This is a genomic window from Okeania sp. SIO1H4 (genome assembly GCF_010672695.1).
GTDB classification, from domain to species: Bacteria; Cyanobacteriota; Cyanobacteriia; order Cyanobacteriales; family Microcoleaceae; genus Okeania; species Okeania hirsuta.
Window position 1 is genome coordinate 269,302 of sequence record NZ_JAAHGB010000007.1, and the last position, 24,711, is coordinate 294,012.

Sequence of the window (24,711 nt, forward strand, 5' to 3'; positions counted from 1 at the left end):
ATCGCAATAGGAGTTTTTACCGACAAAATCCAGAAGCCAACTTTTCGCAAATTCAAAATAGAAATTTTATTCATCTCTATTGCTACATACGCAATAGGAGCTTTTGCCTAGAAAATTCAGAGGCAAGCTTTTCGCAAATCAGAAATAAAAATTTTATTCATCTCTATTGCTGCATAGCTCTAAAGAAACAGGACTTTCAACTTCGCTTTAAGGTAATATTTCCAAAAAAAGCTATCTACCAATTTTCTAATAATGTTAAAAGTAGATTGTAGCTTGGGTTGAACGGTAGTGAAACCTAACATTAAACGAATAGAGAAAAGAGATACAGATGTGGTTTGTTTTATTGTATAAGTGTCAGTAGTTGGGTTGAGGAACGAAACCCAACCTACACCTATAATATTGCCGATCGCCACTTCCCAATAATGCGAAAAATATTTTCCCAAACCAAAATATTATTACTAACTCTCTATATTTTCCCAGTCTTATTACTCCTTTGGTTTCTCGGTAATTTTAGTGTCAACGTTCCCTACTGGGATCAATGGAGATTAACCCCTATCTTTGAGCGAGTTGCTGAAGGAAATGCCACATTTTTTGACTTTTTCACAGTACACGGACATCACAGAATATTAATACCAAAATTAATCATTACCGCCTTAGCATTTGCCACTAAATGGAACACTCAAGCCGAAATAATTTGTAGCGTAATTTTTGTCATCATGACATTTTTTGCTATTTGCAAAATAGCCGAAATTCAATTTCAGAATCAAAACAAAAATATCCTACATATAGCAAATATTTTAAGTTGTTTATTCTTATTTTCCTTAGTACAACATCAAAACTGGTTATGGGGATTTACCCTATTTTGGTTTCTGACAAACTTATGTCTAATAATGGCAGTATATTTTATTCACGCCTTAGATAATTTATCCGTAAAAACCAGAATATTTCTAGCAGCAATATTTTGTTTAATCGGAAGTTTTACATTAATACAAGGATTACTTTCTTGGCTGGTTTTAATTCCGTCAATATTATCTATAGAAGGCAAACTAAAACAAAAAATTAGTAGACTAAGTATCTGGATTTTGCTCTTTATACTTTCATCTCTTATCTACGCAATTAACTTTAATCCGATTCGAGAACCAAAACCATTTTTATTTACAGAACAACCATTTCTGATTGTAAATTACTTTTTAGCAGTTTTAGGTTTACCTTTAGTTAGACTTCCTATCCCGGCAATTTTAACAGGATTAATATTATTCTCTGGTTTCTTATTTTTCACATATTACTTTCTCAATAAAATTTTGTTGAAAAAAGAAAGTCAAGAATTAGGAATAAAAAGTTCTCTACCCGAAGCAATGAATTGGAAATTCAGAGGAAATAGAATTTCTGTTCCAGAATCTTTAGAAACTTTGGATGCACCTTTATTAACAAATTTAGATTTTTCTCTAAAGAAAACCATTCCTTGGTTAACAATAGGTACATTTTCTCTAATTTCTGCTCTATCTATTTCTGTAGGTAGAGCAGAATATGGAATCGAAAATGCAATGATTTCTTCCCGATATACAACCACATCAATATTATTAATTATCTCTCTAATATATCTCCTAGCTTTGTTTGTACAGGAGCAACAAAAATATTTATCAATATATAAAATTTTAGCTGTCGCAATGACAGGAATTATGACGATCAACTCGGTGTATGTTGTGAGGAATGTAAAATTAAGTTTTCCCTACATAGAAAGTCGGAAAGAATGTCTAGAAATAATTAACTATTTAGCAGATTCAGAATTTATCAGAGAATCTCCAGATAGTTGTTTAGTATTAATGAATGGTAAAACTTGGTTAGTCAGACAAGGTGCAGAAATTATGGAAAAATTAGGATGGCGAGAATTTCCTCAAAATCTGGAATTTATCAAACAACCAAAACAAAATTATGGTTATTTAGATAATCCTCAAACAACTGCAAAACCTCTAATTATTCAAGGTGACGAAACTTTAAATTTAGGAGGTTGGGCAATTAGACCAGATAGAAAAAAACAACCTAACTTAGTATTACTTTCTTCTGGTGAGAATCAAGGTTTTTTTGCCAACGCCATTGTCAACTTAGAGAGTAATGATATTGCTAAAATTATGAAGTCAAAACTTTATAGTAAAGTGAGATGGAAAGTAACATTTTCAGCTAAATCTTTACCCATGGGAGAAAATATAATTAAAGCTTGGGTTTATAACTCTGACAAACAAGAATTTGTCAAATTAAATGATGAAGTAAAAGTTAGGGTAGAAGAGAGTTGAAAAGATAACAATAACCTCTAAAATAGCCATGAAATAAATTTCATGGTTCATAGCTGAAGTCCCTTAAAAGGGACTGAAAATATGGAGTACTCTGCAGAGGACTTTAGCTGTGAGCCAGGGATTTTAATCCCTGGCAATATATTTATCTAGATGTAATTTTAACAGAAGTAATTTTCATCAAATATTATGCAAAAAAATCATTGTCCCTTATGTCATACAGATAAATTTAACTACTACAAAGCAGGGGATGATTATCTATTAGCAAAATGCTCTGAATGTGGTATGGTATGGGATAATAATCCACCAGTAAATCCTACTGCAATTTATCAGGAAGATTATTATAATAACGATTTTCCTAAAGGAGGATATTCTAATTATTTCCAAGGGATGAAAATTAATAGCCAGACTTTTCGCAAACGTTTATTAAAGGCTGAAACAAAACTTTCTGGTCAAGGCTTATTATTAGATGTGGGTTGTGCTTTAGGTGATTGTTTGGAGCAAGCAAAAGATTTAGGATGGGATAATCCTCAAGGTTTAGAAGTATCAAAATATGCAGTAAAGTTTGCTAAAAATAGGGGTTTATCTGTATATCAAGGTGATTTGTTTAATCATAATTTTGAACCTAATTCTTTTGATTTGATTATGTTGCAAGATATGATTGAACATACAACAGACCCTATTGCTCAACTAACAGGAGCTTATCAACTTTTGAAACCGGGAGGATGGATTTTTATTACTACTCCTAATTTGGGAGGGTTTTGGCATAAATTATTAGGATCTTTATGGTATCACTATAAACCAGCTGAACACTTGACTTATTTCTCCCTTGATACGATAAAATTAGCTTTGGAAAAAAGTGGATTTTCTGATGTAGAATCAAAGCCAACCAATAATTCTATGAGTGTGGAATATATATTTGATCGACTCAAATATTATCAGCCAACTTTATTCTCCTTTTTACTGAGAATTGCTCGAACGCTAAATTTCCATAAATTAGTTTTTTCTCTGTGGATAGGAGAATTAGAAGCTTGGGGAAAGAAAAAGTAGGGGAAAGAAAAAGCAAGGGAGTGAGGGAGTAGGGGAGTAGGGGAGTAGGTAGGGACGTTGCATGCAACTTCCGTATAGAGAGGGAACCCACCCTTAACCCCTCCCAGGAGGGGAAATAAACATCAGAATAATTAACAATAACTGGGGTGGTAATTATCAAAAAAGTTATTCAGTCTGTGTTAATTACTTAATAATTGAAATGTCGCCTAAGTTAAGCATTCTTTTTTCACGGTTGGTATCAGGGAAAAAAAGGTTGACAAAACAGACAAGATAAAGTTATATATCTATGGAATTTTTAATTGTGAATATAACAGAAGGAAGAATGTTTTAGTTATCTAGGATAGAAGGAAAAATCTGGCGTTGTCTGAGTTTTAAGCTTTTGATATGTCCTAACTGCTTAGGCGGTTGCTATATATTAACTCTAAAACATAAAACCTAAAACCTAAAACCTACTACCTATAAATAAATTGAGGTCATATAAATGAATGTAATTCAAACAGAAATCCCAGAAGTATTGCTGATAGAGCCAAAAGTTTTTGGAGACGAACGTGGCTTTTTTATGGAAAGTTTTAATCAACGTAATTTTTCAGAAAAAACAGGAGTAAATTTGGAATTTGTGCAAGATAATCACTCTCGTTCTAGCAAAGGAGTATTGCGAGGTTTGCATTATCAAATTCAACAAGCTCAAGGTAAATTATTACGAACAGTTGTGGGAGAAATATTCGATGTTGCTGTAGATATTCGGAAAAATTCTCCTAATTTTGGTAAGTGGGTAGGTTATCTTTTAAGTGCAGAAAATAAACGACAACTTTGGGTGCCCCCTGGTTTTGCTCATGGTTTTTTAGTAGTGTCTGAAACTGCTGATGTTTTGTATAAAACTACTGATTATTATGCACCTGAATATGAGCGTTCAATTATTTGGAACGATCCAGAGATTGGAATTGATTGGCCTTTAGATGGAATTGAGGTTAAATTATCTAAAAAAGATGAAGCTGGTACAACTTTAAAAGATGCTGATTTGTTTGTATAAGAGGAGTCAGGAATCAGGAGTCAGGAGTCAGAATATTTTTGGAAAAGTTAGTTGCTAGAATGATTTTGCTTGGAGTTGAACTTTTTCACCTAACTTGATACTAAGGCGGAATGAAAATCGGCAAATTCTCAAACACTAAAATTCTCAAAACTCCGGATTGAAAAATCAGAATATTTGGGGAAACTTGCTAGCTAAAGTTATTGTTCAGAGAGGCTGAAATTTTGTCTATACTACTTACTCAAAGACAAAATGAAAATCGGCAAATTCTCAAAACTCCGGATTAAAAAATCAGAATATTTGGGGAAACTTTCTAGCTAAAGTTATTGTTCAGAGAGGCGGAACTTTACCGAACTACTTACTCAAAGACAAAATGAAAATTGGCAAATTCTCAAACTTAAAATTCTCAAAACTATGGATTGAAAAATTAGAATATTTGGGGAAACTTTCTAGCTGAAGTTATTGTTCAGAGAGGCGGAACTTTACCGAACTACTTACTCAAAGACAAAATGAAAATCAGCAAATTCTCAAACTTAAAATTCTCAAAACTCAGAATCATCAAAAATCACAAATGAAAATCTTATTAACAGGTATTAACGGACAACTAGGAAGTCAACTACAACCCCTTGTCACAAAAATAGGAGAAGTAACGGCAGTAGGACGAGAAAACTTAGACTTAGCAGACTCCAATGCTATCTCCCAGCTTATAGACCAAGTTAAACCAGAAATAATTATCAACGCCGCAGCTTATACAGCAGTTGACAAATCTGAAAATGAACCAGAATTAGCTCATGCTGTGAATAGTATTGCTCCTGGAATTATGGCAAAAGAGGCTAAAAAATTAGGAGCTACCTTAATCCACATTTCCACTGACTATGTTTTTGATGGTAGTCAAAGCACCCCTTACATAGAAACCGACCCGACACACCCCCTCGGAACTTATGGTAAATCTAAATTAGCTGGGGAAGAAGCAATTCGAGAAACAGAAGCTAATCATATTATTATTAGAACAGCTTGGGTTTATGGAACTTATGGAAAAGGTAACTTTGTCAAAACCATGTTGCGGGTAGGTAAAGATAGGGAAGAATTAAGAGTTGTCTACGATCAGGTCGGTTGTCCAACTTGGACGGGAGACTTAGCAGAGGCGATCGCTAAAATTATTCCGCACCTCAATTCGGAAACCTATGGAACTTATCACTATACAAATAGTGGAGCGATTAGTTGGTACGATTTTGCCATGACTATTTTTGAGGAAGCAAAACAACTGGGTTTTCCTTTGGAAGTAAAACGAGTAGTTCCCATTACTACTGCCGAATATCCAACTCCAGCAAAACGACCTGCTTTTTCAGTTTTGAATAGTGGGAAAATCTCAAAAGTTTTGGGGAACCATTCTCCTTATTGGAAAGATAGTTTGAGGCAAATGTTAAAGCAGTTAGCTGTTTAGAATTTAGAATTTAGAATTTAGAATTTAGAAGTTAAATTGGCAGTACAGATTGACATACTCCTGACGTTGCGCTTACGCGACATGACGAACGGGGGATTCTTCAGGCAGGGAAGTCCTGACCGCAGTTAATGAATCCAACTATCACTCCCTCTCTCTAGATAACAATATTTTCCACAGAGTCACACCAGGCTCACTCAAAAAAACTATATAGTTCTTAGTAAGCAAAAACTATAACGTTGCAGATTTTGTATCTGAAACCCACGGGTGGAGTAAGTATTGAAAAATGTACTCGTCAACAGCTAGAGTTTTTTGTTATACCAATTTCGAGCTAATAAATTTGTCTAATGAATTCTACTACTACTCCTTCTCCTTGGATAAAAATATTTCAACCGATTTCTCAACCTACTCTACGTTTCTTCTGTTTTCACCCTGCTGCTGCTGGAGCTTCCTTGTTTCGCCTTTGGGGAAAATACTTGCCTTCAAATATAGAGGTCTGCGCCATACAATTACCAGGTAGAGAAACTCGGATTAAAGAACCTCTGATTACTAAATGGGATGATCTTTTACCTCCACTGACTCAAGCTTTGTCACCCTTAATTGAAGAATATCCCTTTGTATTTTTTGGGCATAGTCTCGGTGCATTAATAAGTTTTGAAGTGGTTCGTAAACTACGCAGGGAAAAACTTCCTGTTCCTAAATATATGTTTGTCTCTGGTCGTCGCGCTCCTCAAATTCCCATTGATAACCTACGTCATCAAGCATCTGACCAAGAGTTAATTTCCACTTTGCGAGAATACGGCGGTACTTCTGAAGCAGTCTTACAAAACCAAGAGCTAATGGAATTGTTTTTACCTGTATTACGAGCTGACTTTACCCTCAATGAAAAATATACGTATTTTCCTGAAGCACCCTTAGAATCTCCGATCGTTACTTTTAGAGGTAAAAATGATTTGGAAGTTAGCTTGCAATATTTATCCGAATGGGAAAAGCATACTATTAGTAATTTTGCCTTACATGAATTTCCTGGGGGTCATATGTTTTTCCAACAAGAACCGAAAACTTTAATTGAGACTATCTTAAAATTTCTGTAGGGCATTGAGTGTTAGGTTGCAGTTGAAAAATTAACAATTAACAATTACTTCTTCTTAAAAATAAGACAATTCAAGAAGTTAGAAAAAATGTATATCTAACCATCTAAGGAATGAGAATCAAATAAAGTCCACATTTTTTTTAGTCATTAACAGCCAGATTTTTTATTATACCAATTTAGAGCTAATAAATTTGCCAATGAATACCACTATTACTCCCTCTCCTTGGATAAAAATATTTCAACCGATTTCTCAACCGACTTTACGTTTATTCTGTTTTCACCCTTCTGCCTCTGGTGCTTCCTTGTTTCGTCTCTGGGGAAAATACTTGCCTTCTAATATAGAGGTATGTGCCATACAACTACCAGGAAGAGAAACTCGAATTAAAGAACCCCTGATTACAAAATGGGACAATCTCTTACCTCCATTGACTCAAGCATTAAAACCGCTAATTATAGAATATCCTTTTGTATTTTTCGGGCATAGTCTGGGTGCGGCAGTCTGTTTTGAAGTAGCTCATCAACTGCGAATGAAAAAACTCCCGACTCCCAAATGTCTATTTATTTCAGGTCGTTACGCTCCTCATATTCCCATTGATAACCCAGTTCATCAAAAGTCAGACCAGGTTTTAATGTCTAAATTTCGTGACTACGGTGGTACTCCAGAAGCAGTGTTACAAAACCGAGACCTAATAGAATTATTTTTACCAATTTTACGAGCAGACCTCACTCTCCACGAAACATATATTGAATCTGGTGAACCTCCTTTTCAATTTCCCATAGTTAGTTTTAGAGGTACAAATGATGGTGAACTTAACCATGAAGAATTATTTGAATGGAGTCACCATACTCTCGGTTCTTTTGACTTACATGAATTTCCAGGAGGTCATATGTTTTTCCAAAAGGAACCGAAAACTTTAATTGAGACAATCTTAAAATTTCTGTGAGGCAATTTCAGTTATCAGTTATCAGTTATCAGTGCTTCCAGCTTAAATAGAAGACTTGAAATAGGGAATTTTATTTTTTCTATCCCCTTAAAAATTGGAAGCTTAAGACCTTATTTCTTATTTCTTTAATGTTTCTTGAATTACAGCACTTTGTGTGGATAGTAAGCTACAGTTTTAAAAGGTAAGCTATTAGCCTTATTACCTTTAGTTAACAACTCAAGTTCCTCTTTCTTGTGCTTCAATTATCTGGTTGAAAATGTAGTAAAATGTAGTATAAGTTAAGCAAATGCTTGGTTCGTTAATGAAAAAACTTGTTTGTATAGCATGACCTAGGAAGAGCTGACTATTAATATCTGAATGCTTACTTTAAAATTAATTTCTATTCCCGATTCCCGATTCCCCAAGGTAAGAGTAAAAATGACTCAGGAATTATTACTATTAATGATATTAAAGGAGCGATAAAAAAACAAAAAATAACTCCAATAAAACAAGGGGATGTAGTTATTTTCTATACAGGTCATGGTAAGTATTGGGGAAAAGACTGGGATAGTCTGAATCCCGAACAAAAAGCTAAAAATCGTCAAATATTTAATTCTGGACGACCTGGACCAGGTATTACTAGCTGTCGTTATTTATCTAGATTAAAAATAGCGATGGTAGGGTCAGATACTTGGGGAACTGAAGCTGCTCCTGGTGAAGACCCAAATCGACCTGCTGATTGTCATATTGAATGGATAGTTAAGCACGGTATTACTATTTTTGAGAACTTGGATGTTAGTCAATTAATAGAAGATAAAGTTTACGAATTTATGTTTGTGTTTGCTCCTCTAAAAATGAAAGGTGCAACAGGTTCGCCTGCTAATCCTATCGCTATTTATTAGTTTAGGGAGTAGGGGAAACTAATTGATGAATAAGAGTGCGATAATTAATTTTATTTTTTATTCTTGGAGATGTCTATTACTACAGGAATAAATATTGAAAAAAAAGGAAAAAATTATAGAGATAGTTGTCTAAAATAAATTGGAGTAACTCTTTTTAAGGATCTCCGATCAAGATGCAGCTTTTTGTATAGCGCTACGCGCTAGGAAACAGGGAACAGGGAATAGTAAGCTGAAAAGGTTTTTTCCTGGGGAAACGCTCCGCAAATACGATTGAAAAATGTCTTAACCAATTCTTGTAGTGCCATAGCATTCTTTTTTCGCCCTTGGTATTATACCAATTTGAAAAAAGAATGTTATCAATAATAAGGGCAATTAAAATACTTTATAGGAGATGTCTCTTGGACTAAAAAGATAAATTCAGACCTAAAAACTGTTATTAAAGCCATTCATTCTGACTCCTGAGGACTGACTCCTAAGAAATATCCTAGTTATTTGTAGCCAACACTTATCAATTTTATATTATAATTTCAAATAAGAATGAAACCATTTCACAGCAAGAAACCCTCGTCTCAATCTAAACTGAAATGGCTATATAAGTAGGGTAGCAAATATTAACCTGTTTCAAATTAATCTGTACATCCGTGCAAAAATTCGTGTCTTTCCTTCCGATTTATGTTAGTCAAAAAAAAGTCAGAACTTATTTTTATAATTATCGCTACCATTGTAATTTTCCTCCCAGCTTTCTATGTACTATTTATGATATCTAAAGCAGGGGAATTGCTAAATTTTGATTATTGGTGGATGATTAAAAATATCTATTCCATAGATGGATTTTCCGCGAATATTTTTGACTGGATGTTTCGAGCAAACGAACATTTTGTCTTAATTCCTGCCATAATTTATGCTCTGAATATTGTTGTTACTAAAGGTTCCAATATTGGGTTGTGTCTAGCTACATTTTTCCTAGCTGTTGCTCAGGGAATTTTGTTAATTGCATTAGTAGCTAATACTCTCACAAAATATCGTCCTATACTTTTATTATTAATTTTATTCATCTCAGTTTTTAACTTTACCCCTGCTGCTGCTCATAACTGGATGCGCGGATATAGTGGAGTACATTGGGTAATTGCTAATTTATTTGTTATTGCTTCAATCTTTTGTGTAAAAAAATTACTAGAATCTCAACAAAATAGATTTGCTATTGCCAGTATAATTTTGGGAATTTTAGGATGTATTAGTTATAGTACCGCTCTAGGAATTTGGCCGATATTATGTGCAGTTGCTATTCTATATAAATTGCCCAAAAAATTTACTATCTGTTATCTATTTTTTTCTGTTTTAGTAATAGGCATTTATTTCCTAACCTACACAACACCCTCTCATCATCCCTCATTATCTAAACTGAATTTTATTGATATAGTTACCTACATTCCTGTTTATTTAGGAGCAATTTTTACTCATAATATTCCCGTCGCTTCCGCAATAGGTTGGGTAGGATTAGTTTTAGCAGGAATATTTTTAATTTATTGGTTATTTGTAATTTATCCTCAAGATTGGTTGCCTTGGTTATCAATAATAATTTATACTTTTGGCACCGCTTTAATGGCAGCAGTTAGTCGTTCTGGTTTTGGAATAGAACAAGCGATCGCTTCTCGTTATGCTACTCTACCTTCTCTATTTTGGTTAAGTCTAATTATCCTAATTTTCTTATTGCTCCAACAACAGCAACTTACTCTCAAAAAACAGTGGTATTTTGTTATGCCATTGGTGGCAGTTTTGACTGTTTTAACTATATTAATGTATCGAGTAGGTACGGAAACTTTTAGAGAAATTGCTCATCGCGCAACTTATCAACCTTTAGTAGGATTATCCTTACAACTTGGCATTTATGACCCGGTTTTAATTAAAGAAAAAGTAGGCAACCGACCTGCTGCTTTTTTAGGTTTAGTAGATGCTTTAAAAGCTGATGGTTTAGTACCTTTTAATCGAAATATAAAAAAGGATAATTTTTGTGCAAATTTGGATAAAAAAATTAACTCAGATTTATTAACAGCAAAACCACCAGAAAATTTACAGGGATATTTTGACACTGTGACTGAATTTTCTTCTACTACAGCTAGAGTAAATGGATGGGTAAGTCAAGTTAAAAGTCAAAAGCGAGTGTGCAATTCTGAGGTCTCCTCAGAATGTAAGACACACTCAAGACAGTTCAAAGTCAAAAGTAACGAGAATGTTCAGATTAAATGTATTGCTATTCTGAATCAAGAAAATGTGGTCAAAGGTTTTGGAATGTCAGGTTTTCCTCGTGCTGATGTGGCAGAATTATTAGGAGCGGAATATGAATTTTCAGGTTGGAAAGGATATATCGAAGTTAAAAGTCAAAAGCGAGTGTGTAATTCTGAGGATACCTCAGAATGTAAGAGGCACTCAAGACATTCAAAAGTCAAAAATATAGAAAATATTCAAGACTCACAGCAGGAGATTTTAACAGCTTATGTGAAATTGAAAAATCGTCAAGATTGGATAGCTTTAAATAATCAACATAATTTTGGTTTTTGATATTTTAGATATATGCAATTAAATTAATTTTGTTTAACCACTTAATGCTTGTCATAGTCTGTCTGTTTCTTCATCTCCATCATCAAATAAAACGAGATATTAAATGTGTATATGTTTCTAGTAAGCGATCGTGATATGTTGGTGTTTCTGAAATAATTTTAGCCAATATTTTACTCATTAATTCATTCTTCAGAACTATATCTTTTTTTTCATTATCACTTAAACTATTATCAAAAAATAATAACTTTCCCAACGAAATTAACACTTGATTTAAGTCACCTAAATTCAATTTTTCAATACTATTTTTGATACCTATAACTAGGGGTAATAAACCAGTCTGAGCAGAATTACACCTATTACTAATGCTATACTTCCTGTCTCTTTATTCCTTGCTTCAATTTCTTCTTGAATACAAACTACAATCTCATATAATTCAGTTTCATCGAAAAAAAATCTATCAAATTTGGAGATAGCATCCCTTCAAATAACTCAAATATTTCATATCTAGATACTTTCAGAAAATACATCTCTAAAAATAAATCCTATGTCCGCTATAGCATTGCGACGAACTTTATCATCAAAGGATTTCATTTGCTTTATTAGCTCCACAACTTTTTCGTTCATATAGCAATCATATTTTTATTAGGCTAATATTTTATAAGGAGTATTACCCAAAAAAGTTAAGTATCAAGTGAAAATAGTTGTAATTAAAAAAAAATTCTTTTATAGCAAAGAAAAAGTTGGTTAGGAAATATATTGGCGATAAATCTTAGGCTAGTTTATGTTACATTTAATACTTGTCAAGATTGGTTAAAATTATCCAATCAATATAGTTTTAATAGTGGTGGTACATTATAGTAGTTTATTGTGATTATATTGGTGGATGAAACAGTGGAAGCAAGATGCTCCTTTACTAATACTAAATGTTGTTTGCTAGTATTTAATACTGCTTTCTATTCTTCACTATTCCCTATTCCCTTTTTAATAATTAGAATTGAACATTGAAAAGTACATACCTCAGTTTTGTGATTCCAGTTTATAACGAAGAAGCTACAATCAAACCCTTGTTTGAGAGAATTTTGGATGTAATGAATTTAGCCGAAATTAATAGTTATGAAATAATTTTTGTTGATGATGGGAGTAGCGATCGCTCTTGGATAGAGATTAATGAATTAATCAAAAAATATCCCCAAAAAATTAAAGGAATTAGATTAAGAAGAAACTTTGGCAAATCTTCTGCCTTATCTGCTGGATTTAAAAAAGCTACAGGAAATATTATCTTTACTCTAGACGCAGATTTACAAGATGACCCGGCAGAAGTACCTAAATTTTTGGAAAAGTTAGAGTCAGGATACGATCTAGTTTCTGGATGGCGAAAACATCGTAACGACCCTTTTTCCAAAACATTACCCTCGAAATTATTTAATGGAGTTACATCAATTTTAACTGGAGTAAAATTACATGACTTTAACTGTGGATTAAAAGCTTATAAAAAAGAAGTCTTAGACTGCATAAAAGTCTATGGAGAATTACATCGATATATTCCTGTATTAGCTCATAGTCTGGGATTTAAAATTACTGAAGTAACTGTCAGACATCATCGGCGAAAACAGGGAAAATCTAAATATGGTTTAGAACGTTATACTCGTGGATTTATTGATTTATTAACGGTTTTAGCAACTACTCATTATTTACATAAACCAGGTCATTTGTTTGGAAGTTTAGGATTATTATTCGGTACTATGGGAATGACATCTTTAGGTTATTTAATTGTACTTTGGTTTATGGAGATTCGACCTATAGGTACTCGCCCTTTATTTTTATTTGGAATATTATGTATTATTCTGTCCGTACAGTTAATATCTTTAGGAATTTTGGCAGAATTAATAACTCGAAATGTCGATGATGATTATGTGGATCAGCAGATTTGTGAAGTTGTAGAAGAGAGAGAGGAAAATGTTGAACTCTTGTAGGTTAGGTTGAGTCAAGAAACCCAACAAATATAAATTTGCAGTTAATTGAATATTTATTCATCTCCAACATTGGGGTTTTGAGATTTTAGAGGAATTATTAGACGAGTACTCCACAGTCTTAATTGACTATTTATTTATCTCCAACGTTGGGGTTTTGAGATTTTAGATAAATTATCAAGCGATTAGGATATATTGCCTAATATCCTGGATAGTTAAAAGCCAAACATCTATTATCCCAGCATGGGTTTTATACACTACATATCTCTAACGTTATAGTTTTTGATCGCTTTATTATAGTGTCTTAGTATAAGATTAAATTATTTTTCAAAAATATATTTATATAATATTGTTTGCTTTATTCAAAGCTCCAAATGTTATAATATGACAATCTATGTAGATTTACTTAATACATATGTTACATAGAGACAAATTATCATTCTAACATTGACCATTTACTAAAATAGTTTTGAGAGTTAGGATTCCGCTCAAAAAGGCTTTGATTAATTCTACTTTCGTTGTATTTTTTTGCTAATTTTTTTAGGTTTTAGCTATGGTACCCAAACTAAAAGAAAAAGATGTTGAGTCTTTAAAAGTTGAACAAGATAAAGGAAACTATATCAGATATTTTAAAACAGCTAAAGAAAAAGAACACCAAGAGAAGATAGATAAAGAGCTTGACCAAATTTTCGGAGAGATGTACAAATTGAAACACTCAAATACTTAAGTCATTACTTCCTAATTGTTTAATTGCTTTACTAAATCTTTCCGTAACTTGCTTCTGTTCAGCTAACTTAAAATTACGCCAAGATAAATAGGCAGTGATAAAGAAAAATATTCCACCCAAGGTCTGACTTAAAGTTCCATAGATAGCATTCTGGGCATTGATTTTATCTTTTTCTATAAGAAGTAAATCTTTCTGTAAGCTAAGTTTTTCTTTTAATTGTAGTTAATCTGTTTGTCTAAATTTTTCAATGTCACTTTGTAGACCTTCTATTTTACTGACTAAATAGTCGAGATTGTTATTCTTAATTTTCCAAATGCTACCAATTATTAGGATGATAATTAACAGCAAAATCATTTGCAAAAACCAAGTTTTTAATAATTGTCTATAGATATTTTTTAGTTGATTCATTAAATCTATTATTTTGTTGGATTTTTTAAATACGTCTGATTTATTTGAATGAATAACAAAAAAACAGATATTGGAATTCAGTTCTACTAGATTAACAAGACTTACGGATTTTTAAGTTATCAAGACTATATATCTGTAACGTTATAGTTTTTATAGATTAGAGAATAGTCTGTTGACCAGCTCCCTGATTAACCCGCCATGCACTATATGTATATAATTCTATGAAAAATTAAATTTGTGACAAAATTCATTCCTCTTCATCAAACACAGGAGGCCAAAGTTCAATAATAGATAATTCCCACTCACCAAAAAGTTCAGGAATAGTCAATTTATCCCCATTTTTAAATTCACTTTCTTCACCAGTAGAGCGACAAACTATTACTATTTCTTCGTCTGGGTCTATCAATACTCCTACTTTTGCGCCTAATTCTAAATATTTCTTGATTTTCTGTTTTAAAGGTTTGATTCGTTCATCGCTTTGAGATTTAATTTATACTACTAAGTCTGGCACTATTTCCCCAAAATAACGAACGCTTTTTTTCAGACGTTGGGCACGAACAAAGGAAACATCGGGTACTTTTAAATTAGTATCTGAAATAATAAAACCAGCACTAGAATCAAATAAACGTCCAAGACGACGTGGGTTAACCCAAGCATAAAGAGAAGCTATTAAGCGAACGCCAATTTCACTAGAAACAATATCTGATAGACCCACAACTAATATTTTTCCTTCCTCTAATTCTAGTTGATAATCTAAACCTGCTTGATTTAGAGTACCTTGCAAAATTTCCAACTCTTTAACTGTGAGATTTGACATAATTAATAAGGAGTAAGGAGTAGGAAGTAGGAAGTAAGGATGTTGCATAAAACGTCCGTTGACTCCTAACTACCACTACAACATTATAACTGAGATAAGATTAGTAATAATAAAGTAAATTTTATCCAGGGTATAGTACAACTATTACTGGCAAGATGCCTGTGTTACATCATCATTTATGTGAAAAATAACCCATTCTTCTTCTCTAACTACAATATTCCCTCGAATATCTCCATGCCAATTAACCCTAGTCAAAATATATTCAGCTCCATATTTTTTCGCCACATTAACTAATTCTTTTCCCGTCTGTTGTGGAAACAAAATTTCCATCGCACCCACCGCTAACTTATCATTCAAATCTACGCCAAAAACATCTTCCATTCGATTTTTCCACTCCCTAATTCCGCTATCTGTTTGAGGAAAATGTTTAAAGTCTACAATAACCGCCCTTTCTGAAAAAAACTGAAAATTTGACACAAATGGAGGAATTAAAATTATGTCGTTTTTATCGCTAATTTGTCTAAATCTTAAAGCTAATTTCGTCACTTCATCTTGAGGAACTCTGTTAAATTTTACCTGTTGTTGAAATACCTCTAAAAATTTTCCTGGCAATGCCTCAAATAATCCCAAAACAAATACTAAAGTTGTGACTCCAGCCAAACTATAAGTAATTAAATATTTCCTAGCTATGTAGCTGCCACTAGACTTCACCAACGCTAAATCAACCTCATCCAAAACAAACGGAAATATTAACACCAAAAATAAACTAAGTTTTGCCAATAAATGATTAAAATTTGAATCTATCCGTGACTGCCATAAGTAAAATATTAATCCAGCTAAAACTATTAACCAGACTACTAATTTGTAACTCCATTTCTCCAAAAAAAACAATCCAACCGATAAAATAAAAAAGCAAATTCCTTGATATGGCACTGGCAAAATTAGAGATATTATCAACAGTAAACCTACTCCTAAATTACCCTGTTGATATAAGCGATCGCTCAAAATACCCACAGCAATAAATATCATCAATTGAGCAAAAGGAACAGTTCGTGCTAACTGCAATTTAGCAAATAAAGCTAGTGGATAAACTTCGACAAAAATATAACCCAAAAACAAAGCAAAAATTGACTCTGCAATAATTAGGTAAAACTTCCATTTCTCTAGAGAAATTACATTAGTAAAAATTACATCTTTTTTCCTTCCTGTTATCTTTTCTATCTTTCCTTTTCCCGACTTCTGTAAAAAATCTTCTGATCGAAAAATATCAACTTTGTGAATACACAAACATCCACCCAAAATAAAAAAAATAAAATCCAGCCTAATTTTCCAACTCCAATAAGTAGGAATAATATGATGAGGATTTCTTACCCAACCGTAGATAAAAACAAATTCTTCATTACTCAATTTATCAGTGCTAGTCGTACCAGTTAATACCATTGGCAGATAAACTAAACTTGCCAACCCAAATAAAATAATTAACGGCAAAATTACTTGTTTAAATTGTCGATTTTTTATCCCCTCAATCAACATAATAGGTATCATCATTATTCCTGGCAAAATACCAACTAAAAACTGTAATATTGAAGCAATACCAAAAAATAAATAACCAATTATCCATTTTTGCCGAAAACAGAAATAAATCCCCCAAACTGTTAAGCTCATCGCAAATGTTGCAGGTATGGGAGTATTAGGAAAAAGTTCTAAATATCCAATTAAAGTGTAAGCTTTTAAACTCAGAAAAATTAAAACTGCCGTAGATAGTTTTGAGGTGGTAAAAATTTTACTAATAGCAGATAAACCCCAGATAAAACCAATCAATGAAATTAGATAATAAATCAAATATGTGAGGGAAATACTACCAATAAATTTGCTGAGAAAATAAATTAAATGTTGATAGTAATATCTGGGAGTAAACTGCAACATTTCCTGAACATAGTAATCATTAATATAGAGTTCAGGATGCAACATCGATTTAATTTGAGGAACATGGGTATAATGATTTCCTACTGGAAAAGTGTATCCTCTCGTAATAAATGCACCGAGAATTAAAAAAGCAAATAGGGATAGAAAAAAATGCCAACTATATTTTTTGATATGCCACATTTGTTGCAGGAAAAAGAATAATGAATCAATATACTAACTCTAAAACATTACTCTTTTTGTCTATAAGCTGGTTATACCAATTTTAACAGGACTTAGGTTAATGTACTATATATACTAGATAAAAACTATAGCACTATGGTACATATAGTGTTTTTGTCAGGAAAATATCTAATGCCAATTTGAAAAAATAATGTTATGAATAATAAGTGCGATTAAAAGACTTTACAGGAAATTTCCTTTTGACAAAAAAACTAACTTTTTTAGTTGTCTAATATTATGTCCAGATAATTAATTAGCGTTCAAAAAACTTTCTTCCTTCTAACTTTTTTTTCCTTCTGCCTTCTGCTTTCTGTCCTCTGCCTTTAAGCCAAAATCTCTGTATTCTATGTTAATGAAAACTGCTAAGTAGAACATGGTAAATTTTGGGCGCTATGTATCAAATTGTAAATTAGCTCAAAAGTTTATATTGATTGCCTTTAGGGTTTTTTTGATTAAAAATGCAATGTCTTTTTTTTAGTTTGCTCTACTTATAAGTCTCACTAGATGCTAAAAAAGTAATGATTTTTAAGCAAAGAGTATTTTTCTAAGATGTGGATATTTCTAGATATTGATGGCGTTCTAGTTCCTGAAAAAAACTTTGATTCCCCAATATACAAAGAAAATGATCTTCAATTTGATCCAATTTTTTTAAGTCTATTTGAAGATATTGTACAACTATATCCAGGAGTATTAGTTGTCATCTCATCTTCATGGAGAGAATTATTTTCCTTTGAATTTGTTCGGTCTTTATTTTCTCCAGACTTTAGGGAGAAAGTAGTTGGGTTTACACCTTTTTTAGACCCAGAAATTATCCATCAATTTGAATATATTCGACATCAAGAAGTAGTTAAATTTTTAAGAAATAACAATTGTTTAGGATATTCATGGGTAGCAATTGATGATATTCCAGAGCATTATCCCCCTGATACTCACATAGTTATTACTGATGCTTATAATGGCTTTGACGCATCAGCAGCATTAGCTTTAGAACTTTATCTATTATCAGCAAGTTGAACTAGGATAACTACATTGCTTCATATTAGTAGACCAATATTACTTCTGAATTATGACTTGCCAATACGCATTTTAAATACGTATTAACTTATCGGAAATGTTTATTATAAATCTCCAAAAATCCAAAATTAAATCAATTATCCTACTCTTATTCATCAATTATTTACCGAATAATTAAGGCTTAAAACCTCTCCTTTAAAGGAGAAACAAGAAAGATTTTTCCTTGGAGTCAATCCTATATACTTTCAAGGAGAGGTAATTATTAATTATTAATTATTAATTATTAATTGTTGAACTACTTTCTCAGAATTTTGATGGTTTCGATGTTCTTCTAAACCTCGCTCAATTAACTTGCCTACCAACCAAGACACAGAACGTTCATCCTCTTTTGCCCATTTCTCTAACTCTTTTTTCCACTCTGGAGGAATATAAGCTACAACTCTATCTAAATCTGTTTTTCCGCCCATTTTCAACACCTAATACTTATTTATCTAATATTAAGCATACAAATAACTGACTAACTTGTGTTGTGCTATGCCTCGCTATAATATAATTTGCTAGCAAAGTCTGGCAAATACATCTTGACCAAAAAATAAGGTCTCAACCCTCCTATTTCAGTAGGAGGTACTGATAACTGATAACTGATAACTGATAACTGATAACTGAAATGACATCTGGCCATGAATCGGAAAAACTTAACTATTATCAATCAAACATTTCGTTAAGCTCCTATAAAAACATCTGGAATTATTTTGCTCTCCACGAGAGAATTAGAAAAAATGCGCCGAGTGGGGAGACTCGCAGCCAATTTACTCAACCATCTTGAACCAATAGTACAACCAGGAGTTAGCACTCAAGAATTAAACGACGAAGCCGAAAATTGGACTCAGGCACAGGGAGCCATCAGTGCCCAACTTGGCTATACCCCTCCCGGTCATCCTCCATTTACTGGTTCTATCTGTACCAGTATTAATGAAGTAGTTTGTCATGGTATTCCCAACCCCAAACAGATACTCAAAGACGGAGATATTATCAATATTGACGTTACCCCCATTCTCGATGGCTACCACGGTGATACTTCCAGAACATTTTTAGTAGGTAACCCATCAGCCTCAGCTCAAAAATTGCTAAAAGTAACCGAAGAGTGTATGATGCTACGGATTGCTGAAATAAAACCAGGGGCAAGAGTTGGAGATATTGGGACAGCAATTCAGGAATATGCCAAAGCTAATGGATTTTCTGTTGTACGAGAAATGGTTGGTCATGGAGTTGGTAGGCAGTTTCATACAGAGCCACAAATTCCTCACTATGGCCAACGAGGTCGAGGTTTAAAATTACGCCCTGGCATGGTTTTTACTGTTGAACCAATGCTCAATGAAGGAACTCACAATATTAAGACCTTAGCCGATCGCTGGACTGTAATTACCAAAGACAAAAAACTTTCAGCCCAATTTGAACATACTGTCGCTGTCACAGAAGAAGGGGTGGAAATTCTCACATTAAATTAATTGAAAAAACAAATTTTCTGTCTAAATAAATAATATATGTCTCATTATGGAATGAAGCCTTAAGACCTAAAATAATATAGGTAAATTAACATAGATTTCTTTGAGTACATTTAATATATAGTTTAGAAAAAATTGAATGCCTTTCCCACCAGAAAGTCCTTGCCTAAATATAGCGATCGCCCGCCTGAATATCCCAGAAGCTAATCATTTTGCCATCTGGGTAATGCAGGCTCCTTTCCAACGGGGATATGTCCACCACGATCAAATTTGGCCAGAAACCTTGTCACAAGCTTGGAAGGCTTGGTTAGAAGTATTCTCTCCCCAAAGTTTACCTGCTATTCCGATCGGTACACCTCAACCAGCTTTAGCATCAACTCCAAATATTCATCCTGCCCCTGCTTCCAATGTCAAAATTAATCGTACCAGTCGCCTGATGCAAAATTTGGGTATTAGTCTGTGGCAGTGGCTATTTCAAGGAGAAATTGCTCAAAGTCTCCATCAAAGTCAAGGTATTGCCATTGGCCAAGAACTGCCCTTACAAGTAAGATTGGATATTCGCGCACCCGAATTAATTGCCCTACCCTGGGAAATTATGCAACCAGGAATTTCTTTACCTGCCTTTTCTCTAAGTAGGGAAATTTTGTTTAGTCGTACTACCAGTGACGTTCACTCCTTACCTCCTCTCCCACCTTCCCCATATTTGAATATTCTCCTGGTGATGGGGGAAAATGCGCCTCAAGGACAATCATCCTCAGCTAAAGACCATCAATTTTCTACTTTGTCCAAATTAGAGCTAGAAGAAGAAGCAGCTCGAATAACTGAGGTTTTAAAACCCCGCGAGATTACAAACCAAAATTTACACAGATTTAATTCTATTATTCCTTGCAATGTCGATACATTAATTCAACCGACTCCAGAAGAATTAATTTCCCATCTAGATAAAGAAAATTATAATGTACTTTTTTATGCTGGCCATGGTAAACCAGGCCCAGATGGCGGTTGGTTATTTTTAGCACCTGAGACTACTCTTAATGGTACTGAGCTAGCACAAGTTCTGGTTCGCAACGGAGTAACCTTGGCAGTATTCAACGCTTGTTGGGGAGCGCAACCAGCTACAGATATATCTTCTGGTCAAGTACAGGCAATACCACGCAGTAGTCTAGCAGAAGTATTAATTCATCATGGAGTACCAGCAGTTTTAGGGATGCGAGATGAAATTGCCGATGGAGAAGCTTTGAGTTTTATTCAAGTTTTTGCGCAATGTTTGACAGAGGGAATGTTGATAGATCAAGCAGTAGCTGTGGCTAGGCAACAGTTATTAACTCTCTATAGATTTAATCAACCAGCTTGGACTTTACCAGTATTATATATGCACCCAGAGTTCAATGGTCAATTAATTCAAGTCTTCGATGAGTTGGTAACTCAACTACCCACTAACTCTCCGACTTGGATTAGTAGTTCAACTTCTAGAGCTTTTTTACGTTCTCAAGACAACAATAATGAAGTTTGGCCTATTTGGCCTGGTACGATCGCGGTCGGACGTTCTCAGGAAAATGATGTGGTGATTTTTGAGCGGTGGGTTTCCCAAAAACACGCTGAAATTTTTTCTCGTTGCTTTCCGAGCGAACAGGTTGAACCCATTTATTTCTTAAAAGATATTTCTCGTTTTGGTACTTTAATTTATCAGTCTGGTGATTGGCGAAGAATACATCGTGATGAGGTTGCCATAACATCAGGAACACTGGTAAAATTTGGCAGTTCTCAAGGTCAAGCTTTTGAGTTTGTGATTGAAACAACAAAAGATTTTAGCTAGTTAATCTAAGTTAGAATTGCGGAACTAGCTAGGTTGCTTTTGTAGCTGATTAAGTAGGAAATAACAATATTCCTAATTACCTACTTCTATATTTAATAGAAGATGAATTATTTTTACTCAGGATAAAATTATGAAGAATCAGCCTTCCCGCTCTCAGTTTTCTGCTAATAATTCTACTCAAGTAGAATTGGATTTATTAAATTCGATAGTTCTTGATGATATTGCCTATCCTTGGAATCCAGAAACAGCAGAATCAGACTCTTATTTTGATTCTCTTGAGCAGGAGTTACCATTGTCTGATTTACTAACCGATGTGGAAATAACTTCCGGTTGCAAACAATTTTTAAGTCAAACCGATCAACTGTTTTCTGTGATTGATATTCAGAATTCCTTATCTGAGAAGTTTTCAGGTCTTGCTCCCAATAATTTACTCAACAAGTTAGGCAAGGTTGCTGTTAATGTTGTCGATCAGGTGAATAGTTTAGGGTCTATTCTATCTCTGTCAGACCAATTGGTACATTGTGTCAGCGAAGTTTTACCAGGTTGGGATTTGGAAGATTTGGAAGTAATGGCGCGTCCCCTAGCTTATTCTATGCGTGGTAGTCATGATGATGCAGTAGAAAATACTTTGGCAACAATCCAATCAACTTCTTGGTATGATTTGTCAGAAGTTGAACAAGCACGATTGAGTTTAGCGATCGCGCTCTATGCTATAGAGAAAGCTAATAATTAATTTTTATCTACCCAATTTAATATATTAGAGTTGTCGCTAAATATAGGGAAAAAAATCGCTCCAACCTAGACAGAGCAATCATTCCAAGTAATTTTAGCCTCCAATAGCTACAATCCTTATAGAACAAGGTTTTTGGGGATTTTTTAAGTTATCAAGCGACAAGTATATTAGAGTAGTCGCTAAATAAAGGGAAAAAATCGCTCCAACCTAGACAGAGCAATCATTCTAAGTTTTTTAATTTCCTAATATCTAGAATTCTTACATAACAAGGTTTTTGGGGATTTTTTAAGTTATCAAGCGACAAGTATATTAATTAAGAAATAGCGGTTTTTAGTTTTTTAATGATCAATATTTACTGACGAGTAACTGAACTGAGAACTGCTAGACTTTTTTCTGGGCATTGCACAGTGACGAATGATTTTAGATTTTTGATTGAATTGGATTTTGAATTTGAGAATTGCTAGAATTATTAGACTTGTCGCTTTATAACTTCAAAAACCCCCAAAAACCTTGTTATATAAGGATTGTAGCTATTGGTAGCTAAAAAGGCCTTGAAATTATTGCTCTGTCTAGGTTGGAGCGATTTTTTCCCTCTATTTAGCGACAACTCTATTAATTAATGGTTTTTTTTATTCATAATCTAAACTAATTTTTGGCAATATAATTCCATAATGTGCAACCCCTTTTTCTGAATATGTTTGTAATTTTAATGTTTGTAATTTGATCTCCGGGTGAGTCGATAATATCAAGTCCGGGTAATTATTTATATCATGTGCCCCCTTCGGGGGAGCTATGCTTACGGTATAACAGTTATAATAGGGCTTCCTAGTTGGGTTTTAGCCCTTACAATACTTAGTATTAGGACTAAAGTCCAACTACAAACAAAAACTTTATTATAAGTAATTAATCGTACGATCAAACTCCATTGTGCTTACGCAAACAATAACTTTCTTCTCATATTCCTTGCTTCCCCGCTTCCTCCTGACTCGTGACTCCTGACTCTTCCTCCCAACTATTCAACCGGATATAATGTAATATAGCAATCCTAAAATATTCAAAATGTCACCGTACATAAGAAGCGCCATTATAGCAATGTGCGCTGGCATATTTACACATTATTTTTTGTACACCTGTTCGCTTACTGCACTTTGAGCTGGACATTGTAAATACCTGAGCGCACATTGCTATAATATCAATAGTTGCTTCTGTAGTATAGGTGCTAAACCAGATGCTAAAAAAGCGACAACGTTAGCAACGTCTTCTGGTGTTGCCAACTGACCCAAAGGAATATCGCGGGTAGCAAAATCTTCTCCCACCTATTGATGATAACTTTCTACTCTCTCAGAGACTGTTTGTAAAATTTTGTAATATAAAATGATTGACCTTTAAACTGTAACAACTTGGTTATTTATCCCAGATTTATAGGCTGAAATACCCAATTTGCCAGGGGTAAAAACACTTCATAATTATTTACAAATAACCTCTCAGTACGCACAAACCCAGGTGCAACAGCATAAGCTAAAATATTAGACTTGACAAAACCACGGGCAATAGTACGAGTTAGCGAAATCACCCCACCTTTAGAAGCTGCATAGTGAATATGTTGGGGGTCGTCTCCACGAAAAGCAGCTCGACTAGCAATATTAATAATAGTGCCACCGTCACGAGTTTGAAAATGACGAATTGCTTCTCGACATAGATCGGCAACTGCAACTAAATTTACTTGCAAAGTTTGTTGCCAAGCATTAATTCAAATGTCTATTTCATCATCTACGCTAGTAGCAACAAAAATTCCAGCATTATTCACCAGAAGATCAATACGACCTTGCCAGGTAATCGCTTAAAGCGATAATTTCACAGCAACATTTTTTTCCACTAAGTCTGCTTTTAATAAATAACATTTATCTTAACCAATTTGAGTGGCGATCGCTTCTGCTGCTTGTTGTTTATGACCGTAATGTAAAATAACATTGAAAAATAGAATAATTTTATCAAAGTCAAAATTATTCTTCTAGTAGCTGAATGCCGAGCAAAAAATTGGTAGTGCTATGGCATCCTTCTTAAATATGTATTTAAAAAATTATCTAGTTCAGTGTCAAATTTTTCTTTATTCTTGATGATTGGCTTCCATGAATATCGGTAATTTGGAAGCCATCAATACATAAAACTAATTGAGACTAATGAAACAAAAAAAAATTCTGGAGTTCAAAAAAATTATCTGCTACTAGAACAAAGGAAAGAAATATCGGAAAAATTAATCATATTAACTAACACAAATATTATTTGATTAGCT

At 33.6% G+C, this 24,711-nt stretch carries 20 protein-coding genes and 1 pseudogene; 14 read left to right on the plus strand and 7 right to left on the minus strand.

From position 1 onward, the window contains the following. Positions 1–335: 335 nt before the first annotated feature. The 8 genes from F6K06_RS08530 to F6K06_RS08565 all read left to right on the plus strand — a co-directional run bounded on the left by F6K06_RS08530 (position 336) and on the right by F6K06_RS08565 (position 11,283). A complete protein-coding gene (locus tag F6K06_RS08530) occupies positions 336–2,291 on the plus strand; it encodes a hypothetical protein (protein ID WP_124154870.1) in 1,956 nt (651 codons plus the stop codon). A 186-nt stretch (positions 2,292–2,477) separates the two neighbouring features. Continuing rightward, positions 2,478–3,338 carry a bifunctional 2-polyprenyl-6-hydroxyphenol methylase/3-demethylubiquinol 3-O-methyltransferase UbiG gene (locus F6K06_RS08535; protein WP_124146461.1) on the plus strand — a complete coding sequence of 287 codons (861 nt, stop codon included), beginning with the start codon at positions 2,478–2,480 and terminating at the stop codon, positions 3,336–3,338. 481 nt (positions 3,339–3,819) lie between these two features. After that, the gene (gene rfbC, locus F6K06_RS08540) at positions 3,820–4,368 is read left to right on the plus strand and encodes a dTDP-4-dehydrorhamnose 3,5-epimerase (RefSeq protein ID WP_124154871.1); all 549 of its coding nucleotides are present in this window, start codon (positions 3,820–3,822) and stop codon (positions 4,366–4,368) included. Positions 4,369–4,936: 568 nt separating this feature from the next. After that, positions 4,937–5,809 carry a dTDP-4-dehydrorhamnose reductase gene (gene rfbD / locus F6K06_RS08545; protein WP_124146463.1) on the plus strand — a complete coding sequence of 291 codons (873 nt, stop codon included), beginning with the start codon at positions 4,937–4,939 and terminating at the stop codon, positions 5,807–5,809. A gap of 344 nt (positions 5,810–6,153) precedes the next feature. Continuing rightward, on the plus strand, positions 6,154–6,900 hold the full coding sequence (locus tag F6K06_RS08550; protein ID WP_287241266.1) for a thioesterase II family protein: 747 nt from the start codon (positions 6,154–6,156) through the stop codon (positions 6,898–6,900). A gap of 196 nt (positions 6,901–7,096) precedes the next feature. Further along, positions 7,097–7,843, plus strand: coding sequence for a thioesterase II family protein (locus tag F6K06_RS08555; RefSeq protein ID WP_287241268.1), 747 nt, complete (start codon positions 7,097–7,099; stop codon positions 7,841–7,843). A 428-nt stretch (positions 7,844–8,271) separates the two neighbouring features. Next, complete coding sequence (locus tag F6K06_RS08560) at positions 8,272–8,724, plus strand: cyclase family protein (protein ID WP_287241376.1); 453 nt, start codon at positions 8,272–8,274, stop codon at positions 8,722–8,724. A gap of 756 nt (positions 8,725–9,480) precedes the next feature. Next, on the plus strand, positions 9,481–11,283 hold the full coding sequence (locus F6K06_RS08565; protein ID WP_287241270.1) for a hypothetical protein: 1,803 nt from the start codon (positions 9,481–9,483) through the stop codon (positions 11,281–11,283). A gap of 82 nt (positions 11,284–11,365) precedes the next feature. Here the strand turns inward: F6K06_RS08565 and F6K06_RS08570 are convergent, their stop codons facing one another. After that, positions 11,366–11,572, minus strand: coding sequence for a hypothetical protein (locus F6K06_RS08570; protein ID WP_161564652.1), 207 nt, complete (start codon positions 11,570–11,572; stop codon positions 11,366–11,368). 712 nt (positions 11,573–12,284) lie between these two features. On the opposite strand from F6K06_RS08570, the gene F6K06_RS08575 reads away from it, so the two are divergent. Together F6K06_RS08575 and F6K06_RS08580 are read left to right on the plus strand one after the other, a co-directional pair. Further along, entirely contained in the window at positions 12,285–13,256 is a 972-nt protein-coding gene (locus tag F6K06_RS08575; RefSeq protein WP_287241273.1) for a glycosyltransferase family 2 protein, read from the plus strand. Positions 13,257–13,806: 550 nt separating this feature from the next. Continuing rightward, the gene (locus F6K06_RS08580) at positions 13,807–13,980 is read left to right on the plus strand and encodes a hypothetical protein (protein WP_287241275.1); all 174 of its coding nucleotides are present in this window, start codon (positions 13,807–13,809) and stop codon (positions 13,978–13,980) included. A 222-nt stretch (positions 13,981–14,202) separates the two neighbouring features. Here the strand turns inward: F6K06_RS08580 and F6K06_RS08585 are convergent, their stop codons facing one another. The 3 genes and pseudogenes from F6K06_RS08585 to F6K06_RS08595 form a co-directional block, all read right to left on the minus strand. Next, complete coding sequence (locus F6K06_RS08585; RefSeq protein WP_287241277.1) at positions 14,203–14,388, minus strand: hypothetical protein; 186 nt, start codon at positions 14,386–14,388, stop codon at positions 14,203–14,205. 247 nt (positions 14,389–14,635) lie between these two features. Continuing rightward, positions 14,636–15,205 (minus strand): annotated as a pseudogene (locus tag F6K06_RS08590) (Uma2 family endonuclease). 144 nt (positions 15,206–15,349) lie between these two features. Continuing rightward, positions 15,350–17,311: a DUF6798 domain-containing protein gene (locus tag F6K06_RS08595; protein WP_124146474.1), complete on the minus strand. Its 1,962-nt coding sequence runs from the start codon at positions 17,309–17,311 to the stop codon at positions 15,350–15,352. 588 nt (positions 17,312–17,899) lie between these two features. Here F6K06_RS08595 and F6K06_RS08600 point away from each other — a divergent pair. After that, positions 17,900–18,364: an HAD domain-containing protein gene (locus tag F6K06_RS08600; protein WP_124146475.1), complete on the plus strand. Its 465-nt coding sequence runs from the start codon at positions 17,900–17,902 to the stop codon at positions 18,362–18,364. Between the two features lie 269 nt (positions 18,365–18,633). Here F6K06_RS08600 and F6K06_RS08605 read toward each other — a convergent pair whose 3' ends face one another. Beyond that, entirely contained in the window at positions 18,634–18,831 is a 198-nt protein-coding gene (locus tag F6K06_RS08605; RefSeq protein ID WP_124146476.1) for a CopG family transcriptional regulator, read from the minus strand. Between the two features lie 279 nt (positions 18,832–19,110). On the opposite strand from F6K06_RS08605, the gene map reads away from it, so the two are divergent. The 3 genes from map to F6K06_RS08620 all read left to right on the plus strand — a co-directional run bounded on the left by map (position 19,111) and on the right by F6K06_RS08620 (position 22,418). Beyond that, positions 19,111–19,872: a type I methionyl aminopeptidase gene (gene map, locus F6K06_RS08610; RefSeq protein WP_375339385.1), complete on the plus strand. Its 762-nt coding sequence runs from the start codon at positions 19,111–19,113 to the stop codon at positions 19,870–19,872. 136 nt (positions 19,873–20,008) lie between these two features. After that, positions 20,009–21,685 (plus strand): CHAT domain-containing protein, encoded by a 1,677-nt coding sequence (locus F6K06_RS08615; protein WP_124145139.1) that lies wholly within the window; start codon positions 20,009–20,011, stop codon positions 21,683–21,685. A 130-nt stretch (positions 21,686–21,815) separates the two neighbouring features. After that, positions 21,816–22,418: a hypothetical protein gene (locus F6K06_RS08620; protein ID WP_124145138.1), complete on the plus strand. Its 603-nt coding sequence runs from the start codon at positions 21,816–21,818 to the stop codon at positions 22,416–22,418. A gap of 1,184 nt (positions 22,419–23,602) precedes the next feature. On the opposite strand, the gene F6K06_RS08625 is transcribed toward F6K06_RS08620, so the two are convergent. Further along, positions 23,603–23,734 (minus strand): SDR family oxidoreductase, encoded by a 132-nt coding sequence (locus tag F6K06_RS08625; RefSeq protein WP_161564538.1) that lies wholly within the window; start codon positions 23,732–23,734, stop codon positions 23,603–23,605. A gap of 92 nt (positions 23,735–23,826) precedes the next feature. Beyond that, entirely contained in the window at positions 23,827–24,168 is a 342-nt protein-coding gene (locus F6K06_RS08630; protein WP_275670380.1) for an SDR family NAD(P)-dependent oxidoreductase, read from the minus strand. Positions 24,169–24,711 lie beyond the last annotated feature (543 nt).

Coding starts and splice junctions, on each gene's coding strand:
- F6K06_RS08535 (WP_124146461.1), top strand. CDS start 2,478: ATGCAAAAAAATCATTGTCCCTTATGTCATACAGATAAATTTAACTAC.
- rfbC (WP_124154871.1), top strand. CDS start 3,820: ATGAATGTAATTCAAACAGAAATCCCAGAAGTATTGCTGATAGAGCCA.
- rfbD (WP_124146463.1), top strand. CDS start 4,937: ATGAAAATCTTATTAACAGGTATTAACGGACAACTAGGAAGTCAACTA.
- F6K06_RS08550 (WP_287241266.1), top strand. CDS start 6,154: ATGAATTCTACTACTACTCCTTCTCCTTGGATAAAAATATTTCAACCG.
- F6K06_RS08555 (WP_287241268.1), top strand. CDS start 7,097: ATGAATACCACTATTACTCCCTCTCCTTGGATAAAAATATTTCAACCG.
- F6K06_RS08565 (WP_287241270.1), top strand. CDS start 9,481: ATGATATCTAAAGCAGGGGAATTGCTAAATTTTGATTATTGGTGGATG.
- F6K06_RS08580 (WP_287241275.1), top strand. CDS start 13,807: ATGGTACCCAAACTAAAAGAAAAAGATGTTGAGTCTTTAAAAGTTGAA.
- F6K06_RS08585 (WP_287241277.1), bottom strand. CDS start 14,388: ATGAATCAACTAAAAAATATCTATAGACAATTATTAAAAACTTGGTTT.
- F6K06_RS08595 (WP_124146474.1), bottom strand. CDS start 17,311: ATGTGGCATATCAAAAAATATAGTTGGCATTTTTTTCTATCCCTATTT.
- F6K06_RS08600 (WP_124146475.1), top strand. CDS start 17,900: ATGTGGATATTTCTAGATATTGATGGCGTTCTAGTTCCTGAAAAAAAC.
- F6K06_RS08605 (WP_124146476.1), bottom strand. CDS start 18,831: ATGGGCGGAAAAACAGATTTAGATAGAGTTGTAGCTTATATTCCTCCA.
- F6K06_RS08615 (WP_124145139.1), top strand. CDS start 20,009: ATGCCTTTCCCACCAGAAAGTCCTTGCCTAAATATAGCGATCGCCCGC.
- F6K06_RS08620 (WP_124145138.1), top strand. CDS start 21,816: ATGAAGAATCAGCCTTCCCGCTCTCAGTTTTCTGCTAATAATTCTACT.